General features: G+C 70.9%; 17 protein-coding genes and 1 pseudogene. 9 read left to right on the forward strand and 9 right to left on the reverse strand.

What is annotated here, in order from left to right; all coding sequences use genetic code 11:
• Positions 1–222: helix-turn-helix domain-containing protein (locus ACFYSH_RS20230; RefSeq protein ID WP_388754195.1), on the reverse strand; the 222-nt coding region annotated here is incomplete at its 3' end.
• A gap of 160 nt (positions 223–382) precedes the next feature.
• Here ACFYSH_RS20230 and ACFYSH_RS20235 point away from each other — a divergent pair.
• Positions 383–856, forward strand: a complete 474-nt coding sequence (locus ACFYSH_RS20235; protein WP_388754198.1) for an NUDIX hydrolase — start codon at positions 383–385, stop codon at positions 854–856.
• Between the two features lie 28 nt (positions 857–884).
• Here the strand turns inward: ACFYSH_RS20235 and ACFYSH_RS20240 are convergent, their stop codons facing one another.
• Positions 885–1322 (reverse strand): ATP-binding protein, encoded by a 438-nt coding sequence (locus tag ACFYSH_RS20240; RefSeq protein WP_388754201.1) that lies wholly within the window; start codon positions 1320–1322, stop codon positions 885–887.
• A gap of 52 nt (positions 1323–1374) precedes the next feature.
• Between ACFYSH_RS20240 and ACFYSH_RS20245 the strand changes: the two genes are divergently transcribed.
• Both ACFYSH_RS20245 and ACFYSH_RS20250 read left to right on the forward strand, forming a co-directional pair.
• On the forward strand, positions 1375–2280 hold the full coding sequence (locus ACFYSH_RS20245; RefSeq protein ID WP_388754204.1) for a helix-turn-helix domain-containing protein: 906 nt from the start codon (positions 1375–1377) through the stop codon (positions 2278–2280).
• A pseudogene (locus ACFYSH_RS20250) lies at positions 2277–2366 on the forward strand (DUF397 domain-containing protein); the annotation flags it as partial. The gene ACFYSH_RS20245 and the pseudogene ACFYSH_RS20250, both read left to right, overlap by 4 nt.
• A gap of 227 nt (positions 2367–2593) precedes the next feature.
• On the opposite strand, the gene ACFYSH_RS20255 reads toward ACFYSH_RS20250, so the two are convergent.
• Positions 2594–3208: a DUF1349 domain-containing protein gene (locus ACFYSH_RS20255; RefSeq protein ID WP_388754206.1), complete on the reverse strand. Its 615-nt coding sequence runs from the start codon at positions 3206–3208 to the stop codon at positions 2594–2596.
• Positions 3205–4725 (reverse strand): aldehyde dehydrogenase (NADP(+)), encoded by a 1521-nt coding sequence (locus ACFYSH_RS20260; RefSeq protein WP_388754209.1) that lies wholly within the window; start codon positions 4723–4725, stop codon positions 3205–3207. Before ACFYSH_RS20260 ends, ACFYSH_RS20255 begins: the two co-directional genes overlap by 4 nt.
• A 155-nt stretch (positions 4726–4880) precedes the next feature.
• Between ACFYSH_RS20260 and ACFYSH_RS20265 the strand changes: the two genes are divergently transcribed.
• The 6 genes from ACFYSH_RS20265 (at position 4881) to ACFYSH_RS20290 (ending at position 10801) form a co-directional block, all read left to right on the forward strand.
• Positions 4881–5651 carry an IclR family transcriptional regulator gene (locus ACFYSH_RS20265; RefSeq protein ID WP_359474745.1) on the forward strand — a complete coding sequence of 257 codons (771 nt, stop codon included), beginning with the start codon at positions 4881–4883 and terminating at the stop codon, positions 5649–5651.
• 94 nt (positions 5652–5745) lie between these two features.
• A complete protein-coding gene (locus tag ACFYSH_RS20270; protein ID WP_388754212.1) occupies positions 5746–7197 on the forward strand; it encodes a peptidoglycan D,D-transpeptidase FtsI family protein in 1452 nt (483 codons plus the stop codon).
• A gap of 279 nt (positions 7198–7476) precedes the next feature.
• Positions 7477–8049 carry a SigE family RNA polymerase sigma factor gene (locus ACFYSH_RS20275; protein ID WP_359474751.1) on the forward strand — a complete coding sequence of 191 codons (573 nt, stop codon included), beginning with the start codon at positions 7477–7479 and terminating at the stop codon, positions 8047–8049.
• On the forward strand, positions 8049–8768 hold the full coding sequence (locus tag ACFYSH_RS20280) for a hypothetical protein (RefSeq protein ID WP_359474754.1): 720 nt from the start codon (positions 8049–8051) through the stop codon (positions 8766–8768). The genes ACFYSH_RS20275 and ACFYSH_RS20280 overlap by 1 nt, the downstream gene beginning before the upstream one ends.
• A 115-nt stretch (positions 8769–8883) precedes the next feature.
• Complete coding sequence (locus ACFYSH_RS20285; protein ID WP_388754215.1) at positions 8884–9717, forward strand: pectate lyase; 834 nt, start codon at positions 8884–8886, stop codon at positions 9715–9717.
• Between the two features lie 502 nt (positions 9718–10219).
• The gene (locus ACFYSH_RS20290) at positions 10220–10801 is read left to right on the forward strand and encodes a snapalysin family zinc-dependent metalloprotease (protein ID WP_359474760.1); all 582 of its coding nucleotides are present in this window, start codon (positions 10220–10222) and stop codon (positions 10799–10801) included.
• A gap of 36 nt (positions 10802–10837) precedes the next feature.
• Here the strand turns inward: ACFYSH_RS20290 and ACFYSH_RS20295 are convergent, their stop codons facing one another.
• From ACFYSH_RS20295 to ACFYSH_RS20315, 5 genes are all read right to left on the reverse strand, one after another.
• Positions 10838–11971: a dienelactone hydrolase family protein gene (locus ACFYSH_RS20295; protein ID WP_388754218.1), complete on the reverse strand. Its 1134-nt coding sequence runs from the start codon at positions 11969–11971 to the stop codon at positions 10838–10840.
• The gene (locus tag ACFYSH_RS20300; RefSeq protein WP_388754221.1) at positions 11968–13071 is read right to left on the reverse strand and encodes a pectinesterase family protein; all 1104 of its coding nucleotides are present in this window, start codon (positions 13069–13071) and stop codon (positions 11968–11970) included. Before ACFYSH_RS20300 ends, ACFYSH_RS20295 begins: the two co-directional genes overlap by 4 nt.
• A gap of 92 nt (positions 13072–13163) precedes the next feature.
• The gene (locus ACFYSH_RS20305) at positions 13164–14495 is read right to left on the reverse strand and encodes a polysaccharide lyase family 1 protein (protein WP_388754225.1); all 1332 of its coding nucleotides are present in this window, start codon (positions 14493–14495) and stop codon (positions 13164–13166) included.
• Between the two features lie 58 nt (positions 14496–14553).
• Positions 14554–15378 (reverse strand): rhamnogalacturonan acetylesterase, encoded by an 825-nt coding sequence (locus tag ACFYSH_RS20310; RefSeq protein WP_388754228.1) that lies wholly within the window; start codon positions 15376–15378, stop codon positions 14554–14556.
• Positions 15379–15512: 134 nt separating this feature from the next.
• Positions 15513–16847, reverse strand: a complete 1335-nt coding sequence (locus ACFYSH_RS20315; RefSeq protein ID WP_359474775.1) for a sugar ABC transporter substrate-binding protein — start codon at positions 16845–16847, stop codon at positions 15513–15515.
• Between the last annotated feature and the right edge of the window lie 56 nt (positions 16848–16903).

Consider the following 16903-nt stretch of genomic DNA (forward strand, 5'->3'; position numbering starts at 1 on the left):
CGACCACGACCGCCACGGAGTCAGCCCGTCCTCGGAAATCCCGTACGAGGCCTCGGCCTTGCGCTGCCACCACACAGCCGTGACATGGGCCACCGTCCAGTTGTACGCGGCCCGCGCCCCACCCGCATGCGCATGCAGACGGCCCATAGCGGTGGCGTTCGGATCCAGCGCCAGCTTGTATGCCAGGACAGTGAAGCCCGGCTGTGGCGTGAACCTCTTCACACGCTCACCCCCACGGGCCATGGCAATGGCAATGGCAACGGATCTTCACGACATTACGGTATTCACAGACAACACCACATACCCACTGAAAAAAATAGGAACAGTTGTTTACCCCTCGACCGTCCGCGACCACCGAGAGGTGCGGGCGTAGCCTCGGGGGATGGATCTGCGACTGGCGGCGTACGCCGTGTGCGTCGAGGACGGGCGGGTGCTGCTCGCTCATGCCGTACGGCCGGACGGCGACAGGACCTGGACCCTTCCGGGCGGCCGGGTCGAGCACGCCGAGGATCCGTTGGCCACGGTGATCCGGGAGGTCGCCGAGGAGACCGGTCTGAACGCCGTGGTCGAGCGTCTGCTGGGCGTGGACTCAAGGGTGGTCCCCGCGGCAGAGCGTCGCCTGCCCGGCCGGCCCGAGCTCCATAACGTCGGGATCTTCTACCGCATCCGTATCATCGGCGGCCGGCTCAGGCCCGAGCCGAACGGTGAGACCGCCGAGTCGGTCTGGACCCCGATCCCCGAGGTCGCTCGCCTCGGCCGGTCCTCGCTTGTCGACATCGGCCTCGCCCTGGCACAGACCGTTCCTCCGACCGGACACGTCGAGTCCGTCCCGGTCGGCGGCCTGATCCGGCACTGAGGCCACCTCCGCGACCATGCCGCCCGGCTCACACGGTGGCCGGGCGGCTCCGGAACTCCGGGGCGATCTCGGCCCACACGGTCTTCCCCGACGGCGGGAAGGGCCGCACACCCCGGTCCGCGGCGAGCGCGTCCACGACGGCGATACCGAGACCGCCCGCACGCCTGGCCGGGAGGCGTTCCCCGCGCGGATCGGTGACCTCGATCCTCAGCCCCGCGCCCGGCAGGTGTACGGGCGTCAGCCGGAAGCCCCGCCCCTCCAGCCGCCCGTGCCGGACCGCGTTGGAGGCCAGCTCCGCGACCACCAGGGCGGCGGCGTGGATGGCCTCGCCGTCACGGAGCCATCCCCACGCGACGAGTTGCTCCACCGTCAGCAACCGCCCGAGCCGGGCGCCTCGCCGGGTGGCGCTGAGCAACTGCGTGAACTGCTGTGCGGCCAAGGGGGTCTGTGCGGATTCGCTCTTCACACCACCCAGCGTCGTCGTGTGACCGTGCGCTTATCAGGGGGGATGGCGGTACGTGACCAGCACGTACCGGTACGCACGGCGACGGGTACCGGAGGTACCGGTGGTTCTGGACAACACGATCGGCGACGACGACGGCCCGGAGGACGCGGCGGACCTGTTCCGCGTCATCGGCCGCCAGGTCCGGCTGCTCAGGGAGCGGGCGGGCCTCACCCAGCGGGAGCTGGGCGAGCGGCTCGGCTACAGCGAGGACCTCATCCGGTCCCTGGAGGGGGGCCGCCGCACGGCGCAGCCCGCATTCCTGGACGCGGCCGACGAGTTGCTCGGAGCGGGCGGGCTGCCGCGTGCCGCGAAGGACGACGTGGCCAGAGCGAAGGCTCGGGCGCGGGTGAAGCATCCGGCGTGGTTCCAGGACTACGCGCGACTGGAGGCGGGTGCGGTGGAGATCGCCTTCTTCAGCACACTGACATTCCCAGGTCTCCTTCAGACGGAGGGCTATGCACGCACCACATTCATGTCGCGGCAACCACCGCTGGACGAGGCAACCGTCGAGCAGCGTGTCAGCGCGCGGCTGGCACGCCAGGAGACGCTCACCAGGTGGCCGTCACCGATGGTCAGCGCGGTCATTGACGAGTCCGTCCTGCGCAGATCGGTCGGCGGACACGACGTGCGCATCGGTCAGCTCAAGCACATGCAGTACCTGGCCCGACTGCGCAGCACGACGATCCAGGTACTGCCCATGGCATGCGAAGACCATTCCGCACTGGAGGGCCCGTTCATCCTGCTCACACCGAAGGGGAGGCCACAACTCGCCTACCTTGAGGTGCAGAGCGCGAACCGACTGGTCGTCGACGCCGAAGAGGTACGTATCCTGGCCGCACGATTCGGAAGCATTCGCGGTCAGGCCCTCAGTCCTCACGAGTCCCTGGCGCTGATCGAGGAGTTGCTGGGAGAGCGATGAGCACCGAACACAAGGCGACCACCGGACTCAGCTGGTTCAAGACCAGCTACAGCGCCGGCGACGGTGGCGAGTGCGTCGAGGTCGCCCCCACCGATCACGCCGTCCTCGTCCGCGACTCGAAAGACGTCGCCCGCCCCCCACCTGGCCCTCGCCCCCGACAGCTGGGCCGACTTCGTGCGGTACGCCGCCGGGGTCTCGGCGTAGGTGCCGACGCAGCAAAAGGATCTTGGCGCACGCCGCAGGACGCGCCCACGGGCGAAGGGCCCAGAACCCGAGCTCGGATCCGGGCCCTTCGCGCGGTACACGTGGTCCGTCAGCTGCCGTCGCGCAGGTCGCCCGGCCCGGTGGGCCGGAAGGCGATCCGGTCGAACGTCGCCGTGCAGCCGTCGCCGGTCGGTGACTGGACGAGGAAGCCGATACGGGCGGCCGCCCGCTCCTGCTCCGTACCGAGGGTGAACACCCGGACGAAGGTCCACCGCTCGCCGTCCGCCGAGGCGTGGAAGGCGAAGGCTCCGCCGACGCGGCTGAGCCGCAGCCAGCAGCTGTTCCCCTCCACCTCGGCGGAGTTCACGTCGTCGGACTGACCCCGCGTGACGACGGTGCAGACCGTGGGGCGTTCCGGGGAGAGCTCCAGGCAGAGCTTCGCCCACTCCCGCTCCCCGACGTGGAGGTAGAGCACCCCCGCGTCGAAGGCGGCGGCGAAGCCGACGCGCACCCGGGCGATCAGCTGGAAGTCGCCCTCCGGCGCCACGCCCAGCAGGCGCGGCGCGTCGGTGGCCGGCTCCAGGGCGTCACCGCCCGGCGGGACGAAACGGTCCTGCTTCGCACCCGCCGTACCGGTCAGCACGCCGTCCGCGTACGTCCATCCGCCCTCGGGTCCGACGGGCTCCAGGTCGAAGGGCAGCCCGTCGGGCCGCACCGCCGTCATGCGCTGCGCCCGTCGACCCGGCGCGGCAGGTTCTGCGGGTTCGCCTCACGGAGCTCCGGCGGCAGCAGCGCCTCGGGGGTCGACTGGTAGCTGACCGGGCGCAGCCAGCGCTCGATCGCGGTGGCGCCGACCGAGGTGGAGGTGGAGGTGGTGGCCGGGTAGGGGCCGCCGTGGTGCTGGGCGGGAGCGACGGCGACACCGGTCGGCCAGCCGTTGACCAGGACGCGGCCGGCCACCGGGGTGAGCTCGGCGAGCAGTCCGGCGGCGCTGCCGTCGGCCTCCTCCGTGGCGATCTGGAGGGTGGCGGTGAGGTTGCCCGGCAGGCGGGACAGCACGGCGGTGATCTCGTCCGCGGAGTCGTAGCGCGCGACGACGGTGACCGGGCCGAAGCACTCCTCCAGGAGCGCGTCGTGCGGCCCCTCCTGGGCCAGCCGCTGCGCCGGTACGGTGAGGAAGCCCGCGGCGACCGTGTGCTCGCCGCCCGCGCCCGGGGTGACCGGGGCCTCCACGTCCGGGAGCGCGGCCCGTTCGGCCACTCCGTGGACGAAGGCGTCGCGCATCCGGTGGTCGAGCATGACCCCGGCACCCGTACCGCTCACCGTCTCGGTCAGCGACTTCAGCAGCCGGTCGCCCGCCTCACCGGTCGGGGCGAACACGAAGCCGGGCTTGGTGCAGAACTGTCCGGCGCCCATGGTCATCGAGCCACCGAGTCCGGCACCGATCTGCTCGCCGCGCTCGGCGGCCGCCGCCTCGGTGACGACCACGGGGTTGAGCGAACCGAGCTCGCCGTGGAAGGGGATCGGGGTGGGCCGGGCGGCCGCGGCGTCGAACAGGGCGCGGCCACCGCGGATCGAACCGGTGAAACCGGCGGCGGAGACGAGCGGGTGCTTGACCAGCTCGACGCCCGCCTCGAAGCCGTGGACCACGGTCAGGACGTCCTCGGGCAGACCGTGCTGCGCAGCGGCCCTGCGCAGGAGCGAAGCGCAGATCTCCGAGGTCGCAGGGTGGTCGGGGTGCGCCTTGACGACGACCGGGCAGCCCGCGGCGAGCGCGCTCGCGGTGTCGCCGCCGGGGACGGAGAAGGCGAGCGGGAAGTTGCTGGCCGCGTAGACGGCGACGACGCCGAGCGGGATCTTGTAGCGGCGCAGGTCCGGCCAGGGCGGGGTGCGGCTGCCGTCCTCGTGGTCGATGTGGATGTCGAGGTACGCGCCCTCGTCGACGACCTCCGCGAAGGCCCGCAGCTGGGCCGCCGTGCGGGCGAGCTCACCGGTCAGCCGGGCGGGGCCGAGGGCGGTCTCCGCGTCGGCCGCCTCGATGACGTGCTCCTGGGCCTCGGCGAGGAGGTCGGCCGCGGTACGGAGGAACGCGGCGCGTACGGTGCGGTCGGCCAGCGCCCCGCGGACGGCGTGCGCCGCCCGGACCGCACGGTCGACCTCCTCCGCTGTAGCCTCCACCGCAACCTGCTCACGCGGGTTCCCCGTCCGGGGGTCGACGCTCCAGACTGGTGCTGCTGCCACCGTGTTTCCTTCCGGTTCCACTGCCACACAGGAGAAGTTGTTCGGTATTCTGAACAGAGTTCCTGATCGTGAATACATGGGGACTCTATTTCCGGGCGCTCAGTGTTGGCAAGAAGTCACAGGGTCGTACAAGAAGGCTGGAAGGGGCATACGGCATGTCGGTAGGCGAGTCCGGTGGGGCACAGGTCAAGTCCGCGGTACGGACGGTGGAGCTGCTCGAATACTTCGCGGGGCGCCCCGGTATGCACTCGCTGGCCGCCGTGCAGGAGGCCGTCGGCTATCCCAAGTCCAGCCTCTACATGCTGCTGCGCACACTGGTGGAGCTCGGCTGGGTGGAGACCGACGCCACGGGCACCCGGTACGGGATCGGCGTACGCGCCCTGCTCGTCGGTACCTCGTACATCGACGGCGACGAGGTCGTCGCCGCCGCCCGCCCCACCCTGGACCGGCTCTCCGACGACACCACGGAGACCATCCACCTGGCCCGGCTGGACGGGACGAACGTGGTGTACCTCGCCACCCGCCAGTCACAGCACTATCTGCGCCCCTTCACCCGCGTCGGCCGCCGGCTGCCCGCGCACTCCACCTCGCTCGGCAAGGCGCTGCTGGCGACCCACAGCGACGAGCAGGTCCGCAAGATGCTGCCCGAGACGCTGCCGGCGCTGACGGAGCACACCCTGACCGACCGCGAGAAGCTGATCGAGGAGCTGCACCTCATCCGCGAGCAGGGTTACGCGGTGGACCGCGAGGAGAACACGCTGGGGCTGCGCTGCTTCGGCATCGCGATCCCGTACCGCACGCCCTCTCGCGACGCCATCAGCTGCTCGGTGCCGGTCGCCCGGCTCACGCCGGCGCACGAGCAGATGGTCAAGGACTCCCTGTTCGACGCCCGCGACCGGCTCACCCTGGCGACCCGCAGGCTCTGAGCTCCGGGCCGGGCGGCGCGCCGCATCTGAGAAACCGGTGAGAAGGAACACGGACGGGAACGCCCCCTGCGTCCCCGTTCGTCCCTCCAGCGGGATGAACAAGACGATCAGGCGCGCCTCGGTCTTCTGTCTGCTCATGGTCCTCGCCCTGCTGGTGCGGGCGACCTGGGTGCAGGCGTACGAGGCCCGGGGGCTCGCAGACGACGAACACAACCGGCGGAACACGATCGCGCAGTACGCGCAGCCGCCCGGCGACATCATCGTGGCCGGATCCCCGGTCACCGGTTCGAAGGAGACGGACGACGACGACCTCCGCTACGAACGCACCTACGCCCAGGGCGAGCTGTACGCGGCGGTCACCGGCTACAGCTCGCAGGCCTACGGCGCCACCCAGCTCGAAGGCATCTACAGCGATGTCCTCGACGGGACCGACGACCGGCTCAAGAACCCCGCCGACGTGATCACCGGCGAGCCGGCGGCCCCCGGTGACGTGCTGACGACCATCGACCCTGACGTGCAGAAGGCGGCCTTCGAGGCACTCGGGGACGACCGGGGCGCGGCGGTCGCGATGGACCCGGAGACCGGACGCATCCTGGGGATGGTCTCCTCGCCCTCGTACGATCCCTCCGACATCAGCGGGACGACGGACGGCGACGCCTGGCAGAAGCTGCTCGACGACGAGACCAAGCCGCTGCTCAACCGGGCGCTGCGACAGCCGCTGCCACCCGGCTCGACGTTCAAGCTGGTGGTCGCGTCGGCAGCGCTGGAGAACGGCCTGTACGGCTCCGTCGACGAGCCCACGGACAGCCCCGACCCGTACACCCTGCCGAACACGAGCACCGTCCTGTCGAACGAGAACCCCGCGGCGCCCTGCGAGAACGCCACGCTGCGCACCGCGCTCCAGTACTCGTGCAACAACGTCTTCGCGAAGGTGGCGGCCGATCTCGGCCAGGACGAGCTGAAGGCGATGGCGGACGCCTTCGGTTTCGACACGGAGGAACTGGACGTGCCCGTGCGGGCGTCCGAGAGCGTCTACCCGACCGGTATGGACGAGGCCCAGACGGCGCTGACCGGGATCGGGCAGTTCGAGGTGACCGCGACCCCGATGCAGATGGCCATGGTCTCGGCCGCCCTCGCCAACGGCGGTGAGCTGGCCTCGCCGCACATGGTCGCGAAGGTGACCGACGCCGACGGCTCCACCTTGCAGGAGTACCCGGACGGTGACACCGAGCGGGTCGTGAAGGAATCGACGGCCGAGCAGCTGCGCAGCGCGATGGTCACCGTCGTGGAGGAGGGGACCGGCAGCAACGCGCAGATCGACGGCGCCGAGGTGGGCGGCAAGACGGGCACCGCACAGAACGGCGTGGACAACAGCAACACCCCGTACGCCTGGTTCACCTCGTACGCGAAGGACGACGCCGACGGGAAGCAGGTCGCGGTCGCGGTGGTCGTCGAGGACTCCGGAGCGGCCCGCTCCGAGGTCAGCGGCAACGGCCTGGCGGCGCCCATCGCGCAGAAGATGATGAAGGCCGCCCTGGGGAACTGAGGAAGCGGGAAGCGTCGCGGCTCCACGACTCCGCCCGCCCGGGCGCCGCCCGGGCGGGCTTGCGCACCCGGTGGCTCGCGGAGCCCGGCACCACGTGGCCCGCAACGGTATTTCGGTACCGGGGGTTCACGTCCTCGCCGTGTTGCGCCTTACTGGGAGTCTCACACGCGCCGAAGCGCCTCCCGGTACACATTGGTACGCTCTCGCCCCGTCGACGGAGTTGGGAACGTACACAACCCCTTCGAGCGCGCAGGGATCCCGTGCAGAGAAGAGGTACCCGTGGGCACAGTCCTGGACGACGCCGCTGCCGCCGAGTTCCACGCGTTCTTCGAGGCGCACTACGCCGAACTCGCCCGGCTCGCCCACCTGCTGACGGGTGAGGCCGACGCTGCCGACGACCTGGCCGCCGACGCGCTCATGGCGCTCTGGCACCGCTGGGACCGGGTCAGAGGTGCCGACCACCCGGCGGCCTACGCGAGAGGCGTCGTGGCCAACCTGGCTCGTACGCGCATCCGCAGCGCGGTGCGCGAGCGCCGGCGGATCGCGCTGTTCTGGCCACCCCGGGGGGCCGGGGACGGCTACGCGGCGGACGGGCCCGACGTGTCGGCCGTGGTGGACGTACAGGACGCCCTGCGCCGGCTGCCGTTCCGCAAGCGCGCCTGCGTGGTGCTGCGGCACGCCTTCGACCTGTCCGAACGGGACACTGCTCTGGTCCTCGGCATATCGGTGGGTACGGTGAAGAGCCAGACCTCGCGCGGTGTGGCGGAACTCCAGCGTCTGCTCGGGCCCCGGTCGCCGGCGGCACAGGTACAGGTGGCGGCCGCCGGGCAGCGCACCGGAGGAAGGCAGTGATGGACGAGGACCTGCGGGAGCGGCTGCACAGGGCCGCCGCGTCGCACCGGCCCGACAGGGCACGGATGCTGGCCCGGATCGAGCGCGGCATGGCGGAGGAACCGCCGGCCCGTCCCGCCCGCGCCCCCCGCACGCCGATGCCCTGGTTGCGGGTCGTCGGCGCGACGGCGGCGGTGTGCGGGGTGCTGACGGCCGGCGCGTTCGCGGTCACCTCGGCAGGCCAGGAGGAGCCGGCGGGCGGGCAGCGGGTGGCCGCCGGGCCCGCGTCGCCTTCCGCGGCGGAGAGTGCGCCACCGTCCCCGGACCGCGGCGGTGAGCTGCCCGCCGGAAAGGGCCCCCTGTGGTCGGACGGTTCGCTGAACCCCAACAGCAACACGTACTGGGCGCAGAGCGAAGTGACGGTCAAGACGGACCGGACGCTGACCGCGCTCACCGTCGAACTGCGGATCGCGCTGAACGGCGGGGTCGACACCACCGGGTCCTGGCGCTCCCTGCCGGAGCAGGACTTCGCGGCGTCGGCGCGCGAGGAGGACGGTTTCCTCGTCTACCGCTGGACCCTGAAGCCGGGGCGGAGCGTTCCGACCGGTACGCACACCTTCGCTGGCCAGTACAACCACGCCTCGGGCGCCCGTGACACCGGGCGGGACGACTACACGGCGCGTGCGGTCGCGGCAGGTGGACAGACGTCGGTGGGCGGCGGCTTCACGCAGACGCACTGAGGCGCGGAGACACCGAGAGAAACAGACGCGGAACACAGCAACCTTTTCCCCGGCGGTGGCGACCTATGAGCGCGACACACTGCCCCCCACCCCCTAGGAAACGGGACCGACGAACATGAGCGAACGAGCGCACACCCACCGGCGCAGGCCCGGCAAACGCCGTATGGCCGCCGCCCTCACCGCGGCCCTGGGCCTCACCGGCGCCGCTCTGGCCACCAATGTGATGCTGCAGCCCGCCGGGGCGGCGGCCGCCGCGGTACCCGCCTGGCCCAGTGCCACCGGCACCCAGGCCGTCTCGAAGACCATCGCGGTCTCGGGGACGTACGACGGATCGCTGAAGCGCTTCCATGGCAGCGGTGACCTCGGCGGCGACGGTCAGGAAGAGGGCCAGGACCCGATCTTCAAGCTGGCCGACGGAGCGACGCTGAAGAACGTCATCCTGGGCACGCCCGCCGCCGACGGCATCCACTGCTCCGGCAGTTGCACGATCCAGAACGTCTGGTGGGAGGACGTCGGCGAGGACGCCGCGTCCTTCAAGGGCACGTCGACCGGCTCCGTCTACACGGTGTACGGCGGCGGCGCCAAGAAGGCCTCCGACAAGGTCTTCCAGTTCAACGGCGCGGGCAAGCTGGTCATCACGAAGTTCCAGGTCGCGGACTTCGGCAAGCTCGTCCGGTCCTGCGGCAACTGCTCCAAGCAGTACAAGCGCGAGATCATCGTGAACGACGTCGACATCACGGCGCCGGGCAAGTCCCTGGTCGGCATCAACACCAACTACGGGGACACCGCGGCGCTGCGTTCGGTGCGGATCCACGGTGACAGCAGCAAGAAGATCAAGCCCTGCGTCCGCTACACGGGCAACAACACGGGCGCCGAGCCGAAGGAGACGGGCAGCGGTCCGGACGGCACGTACTGCCGGTACACCGCCTCGGACCTCAGCTACGGCTAGGGCGTGTTTCGAAAGTAGCGCCGTCCGCCCGAAGGGCGGGCCTGGCGGCGTCTGGTGCGTGCGATCGCAAGGCGGAGGGTCGCCCCGATACTGGATGTACCGGGGTGATCCCGACAACGCGGCGAGCGTGCGTGCCAGGCGTCGCCAGGCAGGCGGGACTTTCGAAAAGCGCCCTTGCGCGCGACGCGGGTCCGGCGGACGCCAGGTGTACGAGGCGGGGACGCGGGGCAGGGGCCATGATGATCACCCCTCCCGAACGCCGGGGTGAGAGGGCGCGCCGAAACCTGGGGAGGTCGAGGCGCGCCCTTCCGCCCGCCGTCGGGCCGCTCGTTTCCGGCCCTTCTCACGGCAAGAAAGATGACAGGGGCATGATAAGTACGGCTGAGGGCATGCATCTGAAGCCCCTGGAGATCCCGCGGTCGGCTGCCCCGCCGCCGCGGCCCCTCCGCCCCACTCCCGGTTCCGAAGGTGAGCCGGGTCCCCCACGAGTGAAGGGACAGCAATGCCACACTCCTTATGGTTGAAGGCAGCCGGAACCGCCGCCGCGCTCACCCTGGCCGCGACGACAGCGGCGCACGCCGTACACATACCGGAGGCGGCCGCGGCGAAGAACGCGGCCGCGGTCGTGACGCTTTATTACGACGACAGCCGAGCAGCCGGCTGGGAAACGGCGATCACCACCGGAGTCGCCTCGTGGAACCGGAACGTAGACAATGTCAGGCTGGTGGAAGCCGCGCCCGGCACCCGGGCCGAGATCCAGATCGTCGCCACCAGCGGCTGGCCGCAGGCGACACTCGGACCGGTGCGCCCGGGCGGCCTGGCGCGTGTCGAACTCGGCAGTCAGGCGGTGTCCCAGGGCCATGACAAGGCCCGGATCGCCGCCCACGAGCTGGGGCACAGCCTGGGTCTGCCCGACACCAAGCCCGGCCCGTGCTCCCAGCTGATGTCGGGGTCGAGCGCGGGCACCGGTTGCAGGAACGCGGTCCCGAACGCGACCGAACAGGCCCGCGTCGAGTCCGCCTACGCCGGCGGCCTCGCCTCGCTTGCTCCTGCCGACGGCCGGACCCTGGTGGACGCGCCGTAGCTGACCCAGGCGCCTGTGCGGGAGGGGTGTGCTTCTTCACCCGACCCCGGAGTCGGTGGCTGGCCGGTTGCCTCCGGACCGTGTCGGATCCCGGGCGAGCCAGGTGTCCAGCCAGGCGTACACCGCCTCCTGCATGCCTGATGTGAAGACATGGCCCGTGTCCGGCCACACCGTGGTGGTGAGCCGGTCGCCCGCTCCCTGCGACTCCCAGACCGCGCGCAACTTCGTGTACGCCGCCGTCACGCCGACCAGGGGGAAGAGGTGGTCCCGCCCGCCCGCGAGGAAGAGCGCGGGCTTGGGCGCGGCGAGGGAGGCCACGTCCGGGATGTCGAGACGGCGGTGCAGTCCGGGGTGGAGCATGAAGTACGCGGACTGTCCACGCAGCGCGTTGTCGCCCGGGACCATCATCTCCTTGACCCCCGTCATCCAGCAGACGGCGGCAGCCGCCGCGATGTCGTCGGACAGGGCGGACAGCTGCCAGGCGCGGTAGGCACCCATGGAGAAACCCAGCGCGCCGACGCGCCGTTCGTCCACTTCGGGCAGTGAGGCGAGGAAGGCGGCGGCCCGGATGTCCTCGTGGGCGGCGAGGCCGGCCGGGGACGTGCCCAGCTGGTAGAGGTTGGCGGCCAGGGCCTGCTGGTCCTCGTACGCGAGCGGGCCCCTGTCGCCCCAGCCGAGGGTGTCCACGGCGAGCACGGCGTAGCCGCGGGCGGCCAGTTCGTCACCGACGAACCGGCCGTCGTAGTGCCGCTCGGCCCACACGGTGGCTCGTGCGAGACGGTCAGTGGCCGAGCGCGGCCGTACGGCCTTCTCCCGGCCGATGGTGAACTCGGACCCGTGGTCGTGCAGGACCAGCACCGCGGGGAAGGGCCCGGACCCGTGCGGCACCAGCAGGGAGCCGCGGGCCCGCCCGTAGCGGCTGAGGGCGAACTCCACGGTGCGCGAGGTGTACGGGCCCGCGTCGCACACGTCGACGGTCTCCGGGTCGAACGGCTCCGGTCCGGAAGCCGGAGGCTGCAGCAGCGCCTCCCCGACCACGGCGCGCGCCTCTTCGCGCCAGGCCGGGAAGTCACGCGTCGCGGACCTCCCCCAGGCGAGCGGGAAGGTGAGTTCGTCCCTCAGCCGCTCGTAGAAGGAGGGGAGCACACCTCGGGTGAGGCCCAGGGTCATGCGTGGGGGCGCCAGTCGCCCAGGTAGCCGGCCGGGGTGTGCGCGCGGGAGTCGGACGCGGTCAGCTGCGGACGGTTGGCGGGGACGGTGACGCGCGCACCGGGGCCGGTGTTGCGGTACTCGGCGAAGCGCTGGTCCTGCCAGGGGAAGCCCGAGGACATCGTGCCGTACGGCGTGACGGCGTCGATGCCCGCGCCGAGGTGGCTGTCGCGGACCGTCAGCATCGGGTGTGCGGTGAGGTCCGAGGAGGGCACCCAGGGACGGGCCAGCTTGTAGTACGCGTCGGGGGCGGTGCTGGTGACCCGGGAGCGCAGGACCAGGTAGCCGCGCGGATTGGCTCCGGCGGTGCTGGGCGCGAAGACGAAGCCGTACGGGGCCGATGTCAGGTCGGTGCGGGTCAGGGTGCGGAAGTGACAGCGGTCGTAGACGGCGGTGGCGCGGCCGAAGACGAAGTCGACGTCTCCCTCGACGTAGCAGTCGCGGTAGTACTGGCGGGCGAAGGCGGTGAGGGCGAGGGAGTCGGCGTACAGGGTGTCCTGGTGGCCGAGGAAACGGCAGCCGTAGAAGGCCGACCGGTCGCCCTGCACCTTGATCGCGACGGCCTGGGTGCCCGTGTACTCCGGATGGTCGGAGCGCAGCCAGTCGTTGGCGAACGTCACGTCGCGGGCGGTGAATCCGGCGGCCTGGACGGTGACGGTCGCCGAGCCGCTCGTGCCGTGGGTGCCGGAGCCGTCGGGTTTGGGCGTGCCGGCCGCGTTGTCATGGACGATGACGGTGTCGCGGGGGTCGCCGCTCGCGCCGATCAGTGTGAGCTCCGCCCGGGCGGCGGTGACCAGGACCGTGCCCCGGTAGGTGCCGGGGGCGAGCACCAGGGTGCGGCCGGTGCCGGTTGCCGCGTCGACGGCGGACCGTACGTCGGTGTGGTCGCCCCTGCCGTGCGGGTCGACGTACAGCGTCAGGGCGTCGAGCCGCCGGGACGGTGAACCGTAGCGGCCGAAGGGGCGGGGGCGCGGGGGCCGGGCGTGTGCGGTGGGTGTGCCGAGGGCGAGGGCGGTGCCCGCGCCCGCGAGCAGGGTCAGCGCACTGCGTCTGCTGGGCATGGCGGTACTCCTTGCGAAGAGGGGCGGGCCGGAGCGGCGCCTTCCGGGATGGTGGAAGGGTGCGGTGCCGCTCCGGCCGGTTCGGGGGTGGGTCAGCGGACCGACGTCTTGCCGGCCCCCGCCTTGAGCCCCACCAGCAGGGGTACGGCGAGCGGGTGGTCCACCTTCTTACGCAGTTCCGGGGTCCAGCCGGCGCCCTCGGTGAGCTGCTCGGCGGGCACGCCCGCGTTGTGCACGGCGATCAGGTCGGTCTTCCGCCCGTTGACGTAGTTGTTCTCCGCCGTGAGGGAGGACTCGGACCACTTCTTGAGGATGGCCGCCTTGTCGAAGCCCTTGGGCACGGTGAACGCGTTGTGCTCCGCGACGAGACGGGACTCGGCGCCGATGCCGTACGTGTAGCCGTAGGCGGCGTCCTTTCCGGCCACGAAGTGGTTGTTGTACGAGTCGACCTGGCCGAAGCGGACGCGCGGCGCGCGCTCCTTCACGTCCTTGAAGAGGTTGTGGTGCAGGGTGACGCGGAGCTTGCCCCGGTCGCTGGCCCCGGCGCCGTCGCTGTTGCCGATGAGCATGGTCTTGTCGTGGTCCTTGAGGACGTTCCACGACACGGTGACGAGGTCGGCGCCGCGCACGATGTCGAAGAGGCCGTCGTGCTGCTGGTACACCTGCCCGAAGTAGTGGGGCTGGCCGGCGTCGGGGCGGTCGCCGTCGCTGAAGGTGTTGTGGTCGACCCAGACGTGGCTGGCTCCGTGGACGACCAGGTTGTCGTACTCGGAGTTCCAGGCGCCGTTGTCACCGTCGGTGGGGTCCCACTGGGGGAAGCAGTCGTAGGTGTCCTCGAAGGAGATGTTGCGGACGATGACGTTGGAGACGTTCCTGACCTGGAGGCTGGCGCCGACGATGGTGGCGTCCTTGCCGACACCCACCAGCGTGGTGTTGGACGGGACGTTCACGTTGACCGCGGCCGCCTGCAGCTTCGCGGACGCCGCGCGGGCGTCCTCCAGCGGGCCCGACGGGACCTCGTCCGTGCCCCAGACGGCCGGGTCGTAGGCGGCGAGGTACTTCTCCAGGGTGTAGCCGTCCTGCTGGTACGCCTCGCAGCCGATCGGGGTGCCGGCGGCGTCGGAGTTGCCGTGGACGGTGCCGTCGATCCTGATGATCTTCGGCGCGTCCCCCGCCTCCTCGAAGGCGGCGATGAGCTCGGCCCGGTTGCTCACGGTGTAGACGTGGTCGGGGGTGGCGGCCGCCCCGCCCGTGGTGGAGCCGTCGGCGGCGGCCCAGCCGTCGCCCGCCGGGAGTACGGAGCGCTCGATCCCCTTGCCGTGGTACTTGGGGGACGCCTGGGCGGGGAGGGTCACGGCGAGGACCAGCGAGGCGCAGCCCGTCACCACGGCGGTGGCGCGGACATGTCTCATGCGTGCGGGCATGGCGAATCCTTAACTGTCGTGCGCGGGAGGAGGGGAAGAAGAGCGGGGCGGGCGCGGATCAGGCCTGCGGCCAGGTGATCCACGACCCGGGCACCGGCTCGTCGAGCCGGCGCACGTCGCGCGGGGCGAGCACACGCCCGGACCTCAGGGCGCGTGCGGTCATGCGGGCCACGTCGACGGCTCCGTCGGGCCGGAAGTGCGTGTTGTCCTGCTTGCCGTCGGGGTAGTTCGGCGACTCGCCGGGCTCCAGCCAGTTGAAGTACGCCTGGGTCCCGTCCGGGCCGAGTTCCTGCCATCGGGCGAGGGAGAGCGCCTGCATGTCGAGCAAGGTCACGCCCTCCTCGGCCGCCAGGGCGCGCATCGCGGCGGGGTACTCCCCGTGGGTGGGCCTCGCGGTGCCGTCCTCGGTGAAGCGGCGGCGCTCGACGGAGGTGATCAGCACGGGTTCCGCGTGCCGGTCCCGGGCGCCCTTGATGTACTGGCGCAGGTATCCCTGGTAGGTGGTGTACGGGTCGGTGCCGCGGGTGGGGTCCTCGGTCTTCTCGTCGTTGTGCCCGAACTGGACGAGGACGAGATCGCCGGGGCGGACGCCGTCCAGGAGGGCGGTGAGACGGCCCTCGTCGACGAAGCTCTTGGAACTGCGCCCGTTCACCGCGTGGTTGGCGACGGTGAGCGTACGGCCGAGGAAGAAGGGCAGGGCCGTGCCCCAGCCGGTCTCGGGTGCGGCGGCGGCGTACTTCTGGGCCGCCGTCGAGTCCCCCGCGATGTGGAGGGTCCGGGCCCTGGGCCGGCTTCCGCCGCCGTGCGCGAGTGCGGGGGTGGCGCTGAGGGCGAGGGGCAGCGCGAGGAGCGCGGCTGCCGTCTGTCTACGGGTGAGTGACACAGGATGACTGCCTCTCTCAAAGGACGAACGCGAGGTGGTGCGCCAGGAGAGGGACCGGCGGCGGGGTGCGACCCGGACCGCCGCCGGTCCCCCGCTCATGGGGGGGTGCCGCTGGGGTGGTGGGACGGCCGGGGTCAGCCGTTGCCCAGTTCCGTCCACTCCTTCTGTGCGGCGTTCAGCTCCTTGGCCATCTTGTCCAGGAAGTCCTTGGCCGTGACCTTGCCGAGGAGCAGCTTCTGGAACTCCGGCTCGTTGTCGGCCTTGCTGATGTTGTTCCAGTCGGGCAGGTAGTACGGCAGGTCGACGATCTTGGTGGAACCGTCGGTGAGGGCCTTCGCGGCGAGCGCGGTCGGCTCGGTCTCGTTGATCCACGGGTCCTTGGCCGCTTCGGTGTTGGCCGGGATGGCGCCCGCGGCCTTGTTCCACTTGCTGTTGGACTCGTGCGAGGCCGCGAACTCGATGAACTTCCAGGCCGCGTTCTTGTTCTTGCTGGAGCGGAACAGCCCGAGACCGTCGACGGGGTTGGAGACCTGGACGCGTGTGCCGCCCTCCCCGATGGGGGCGGGTATCCCGGCGAACTTGTCCTCGCCCAGCGCCTTCAGGTGGTCCTGGTAGGAGCCGAGGTTGTGGCTGAGCATCCCGATGGTGCCGGTGTCCCACTGGGCGACCATCTTGGTGAAGTCGTTGTTGACGTCGGCGGCCGGCGTCGTCTTCTTGAAGAGGGCGGCGTACTTCTCCAGGGCCGCGACGTTCTTCGGGTCGTTCAGGGTCGTCTTCTCGCCGTCCCAGAACTCCGTGATGCCGGTCTGGCCGTAGATCGCGTCCAGGGCCTGCGCGATGGAGCCGGCGCCGCCGCGGATCGTGTAGCCGAACTTGTTGTTCTTCGCGTCGGTGAGCTTGTCGGCGGCCTCGTAGAACTTGGGCCAGGTGGTGGGCGCCTCCAGCTTCGCCGCGTCGAACAGGTCGGTGCGGTACCAGAGCGCCCCGTTGTTCGCGGAGGTGGGCACGGTGTACATGTCGTCGCCACGGCCGGCCGCGGCTCTGACGCTCTCGACCATGCTCTCGACGAGCTTGCCCTTCAACGCCGACTTCTCCAGCCGGTCGCTGATGGGCTCCAGGGCCTCCTGGGACACGATGTTGGCCAGGTACGCGGTGCCGACGCCGCCCACGTCGGGCAGCCCGCCGCCCGCGATGGCCGTGTCGTACTTGGACTGGACGTCCGCGATCGGGATCGGGACGTACTTGACCTTGATGTCCGGGTTCTTCTTCTCGAAGTCCTTGATGATCTCGGTCCAGATCGCGGTGCGCGGGCCACCGTTGTTGTCCCAGAAGGTGATCTCGCCCTTTCCGCTGCCCTCCGTGCCTGAGCTGCTGCCGTCGTCGCCACAGCCGGTGGCCGCGAGTGCCAGGACCGCGGTGAGGGACACCGCGGTCGCGGTACGCCCCCGGAGCGTCTTCGAGATGTTCATGTCGGCTCTTCTCTCTCGGATCTGTGCGCGTGCGTGGGGGGAGGTCAGTGGTGTGT

This window comes from Streptomyces sp. NPDC005791 (assembly GCF_042871485.1).
Taxonomy (GTDB): Bacteria; Actinomycetota; Actinomycetes; order Streptomycetales; family Streptomycetaceae; genus Streptomyces.

Bases quoted from the DNA above. Each gene is read 5' to 3' on its own strand.
- ACFYSH_RS20290 (WP_359474760.1), top strand. From the start codon at position 10,220: ATGCCACACTCCTTATGGTTGAAGGCAGCCGGAACCGCCGCCGCGCTC.
- ACFYSH_RS20305 (WP_388754225.1), bottom strand. From the start codon at position 14,495: ATGCCCGCACGCATGAGACATGTCCGCGCCACCGCCGTGGTGACGGGC.
- ACFYSH_RS20255 (WP_388754206.1), bottom strand. From the start codon at position 3,208: ATGACGGCGGTGCGGCCCGACGGGCTGCCCTTCGACCTGGAGCCCGTC.
- ACFYSH_RS20315 (WP_359474775.1), bottom strand. From the start codon at position 16,847: ATGAACATCTCGAAGACGCTCCGGGGGCGTACCGCGACCGCGGTGTCC.
- ACFYSH_RS20280 (WP_359474754.1), top strand. From the start codon at position 8,049: ATGGACGAGGACCTGCGGGAGCGGCTGCACAGGGCCGCCGCGTCGCAC.
- ACFYSH_RS20265 (WP_359474745.1), top strand. From the start codon at position 4,881: ATGTCGGTAGGCGAGTCCGGTGGGGCACAGGTCAAGTCCGCGGTACGG.
- ACFYSH_RS20235 (WP_388754198.1), top strand. From the start codon at position 383: ATGGATCTGCGACTGGCGGCGTACGCCGTGTGCGTCGAGGACGGGCGG.
- ACFYSH_RS20300 (WP_388754221.1), bottom strand. From the start codon at position 13,071: ATGCCCAGCAGACGCAGTGCGCTGACCCTGCTCGCGGGCGCGGGCACC.
- ACFYSH_RS20285 (WP_388754215.1), top strand. From the start codon at position 8,884: ATGAGCGAACGAGCGCACACCCACCGGCGCAGGCCCGGCAAACGCCGT.
- ACFYSH_RS20295 (WP_388754218.1), bottom strand. From the start codon at position 11,971: ATGACCCTGGGCCTCACCCGAGGTGTGCTCCCCTCCTTCTACGAGCGG.
- ACFYSH_RS20270 (WP_388754212.1), top strand. From the start codon at position 5,746: ATGAACAAGACGATCAGGCGCGCCTCGGTCTTCTGTCTGCTCATGGTC.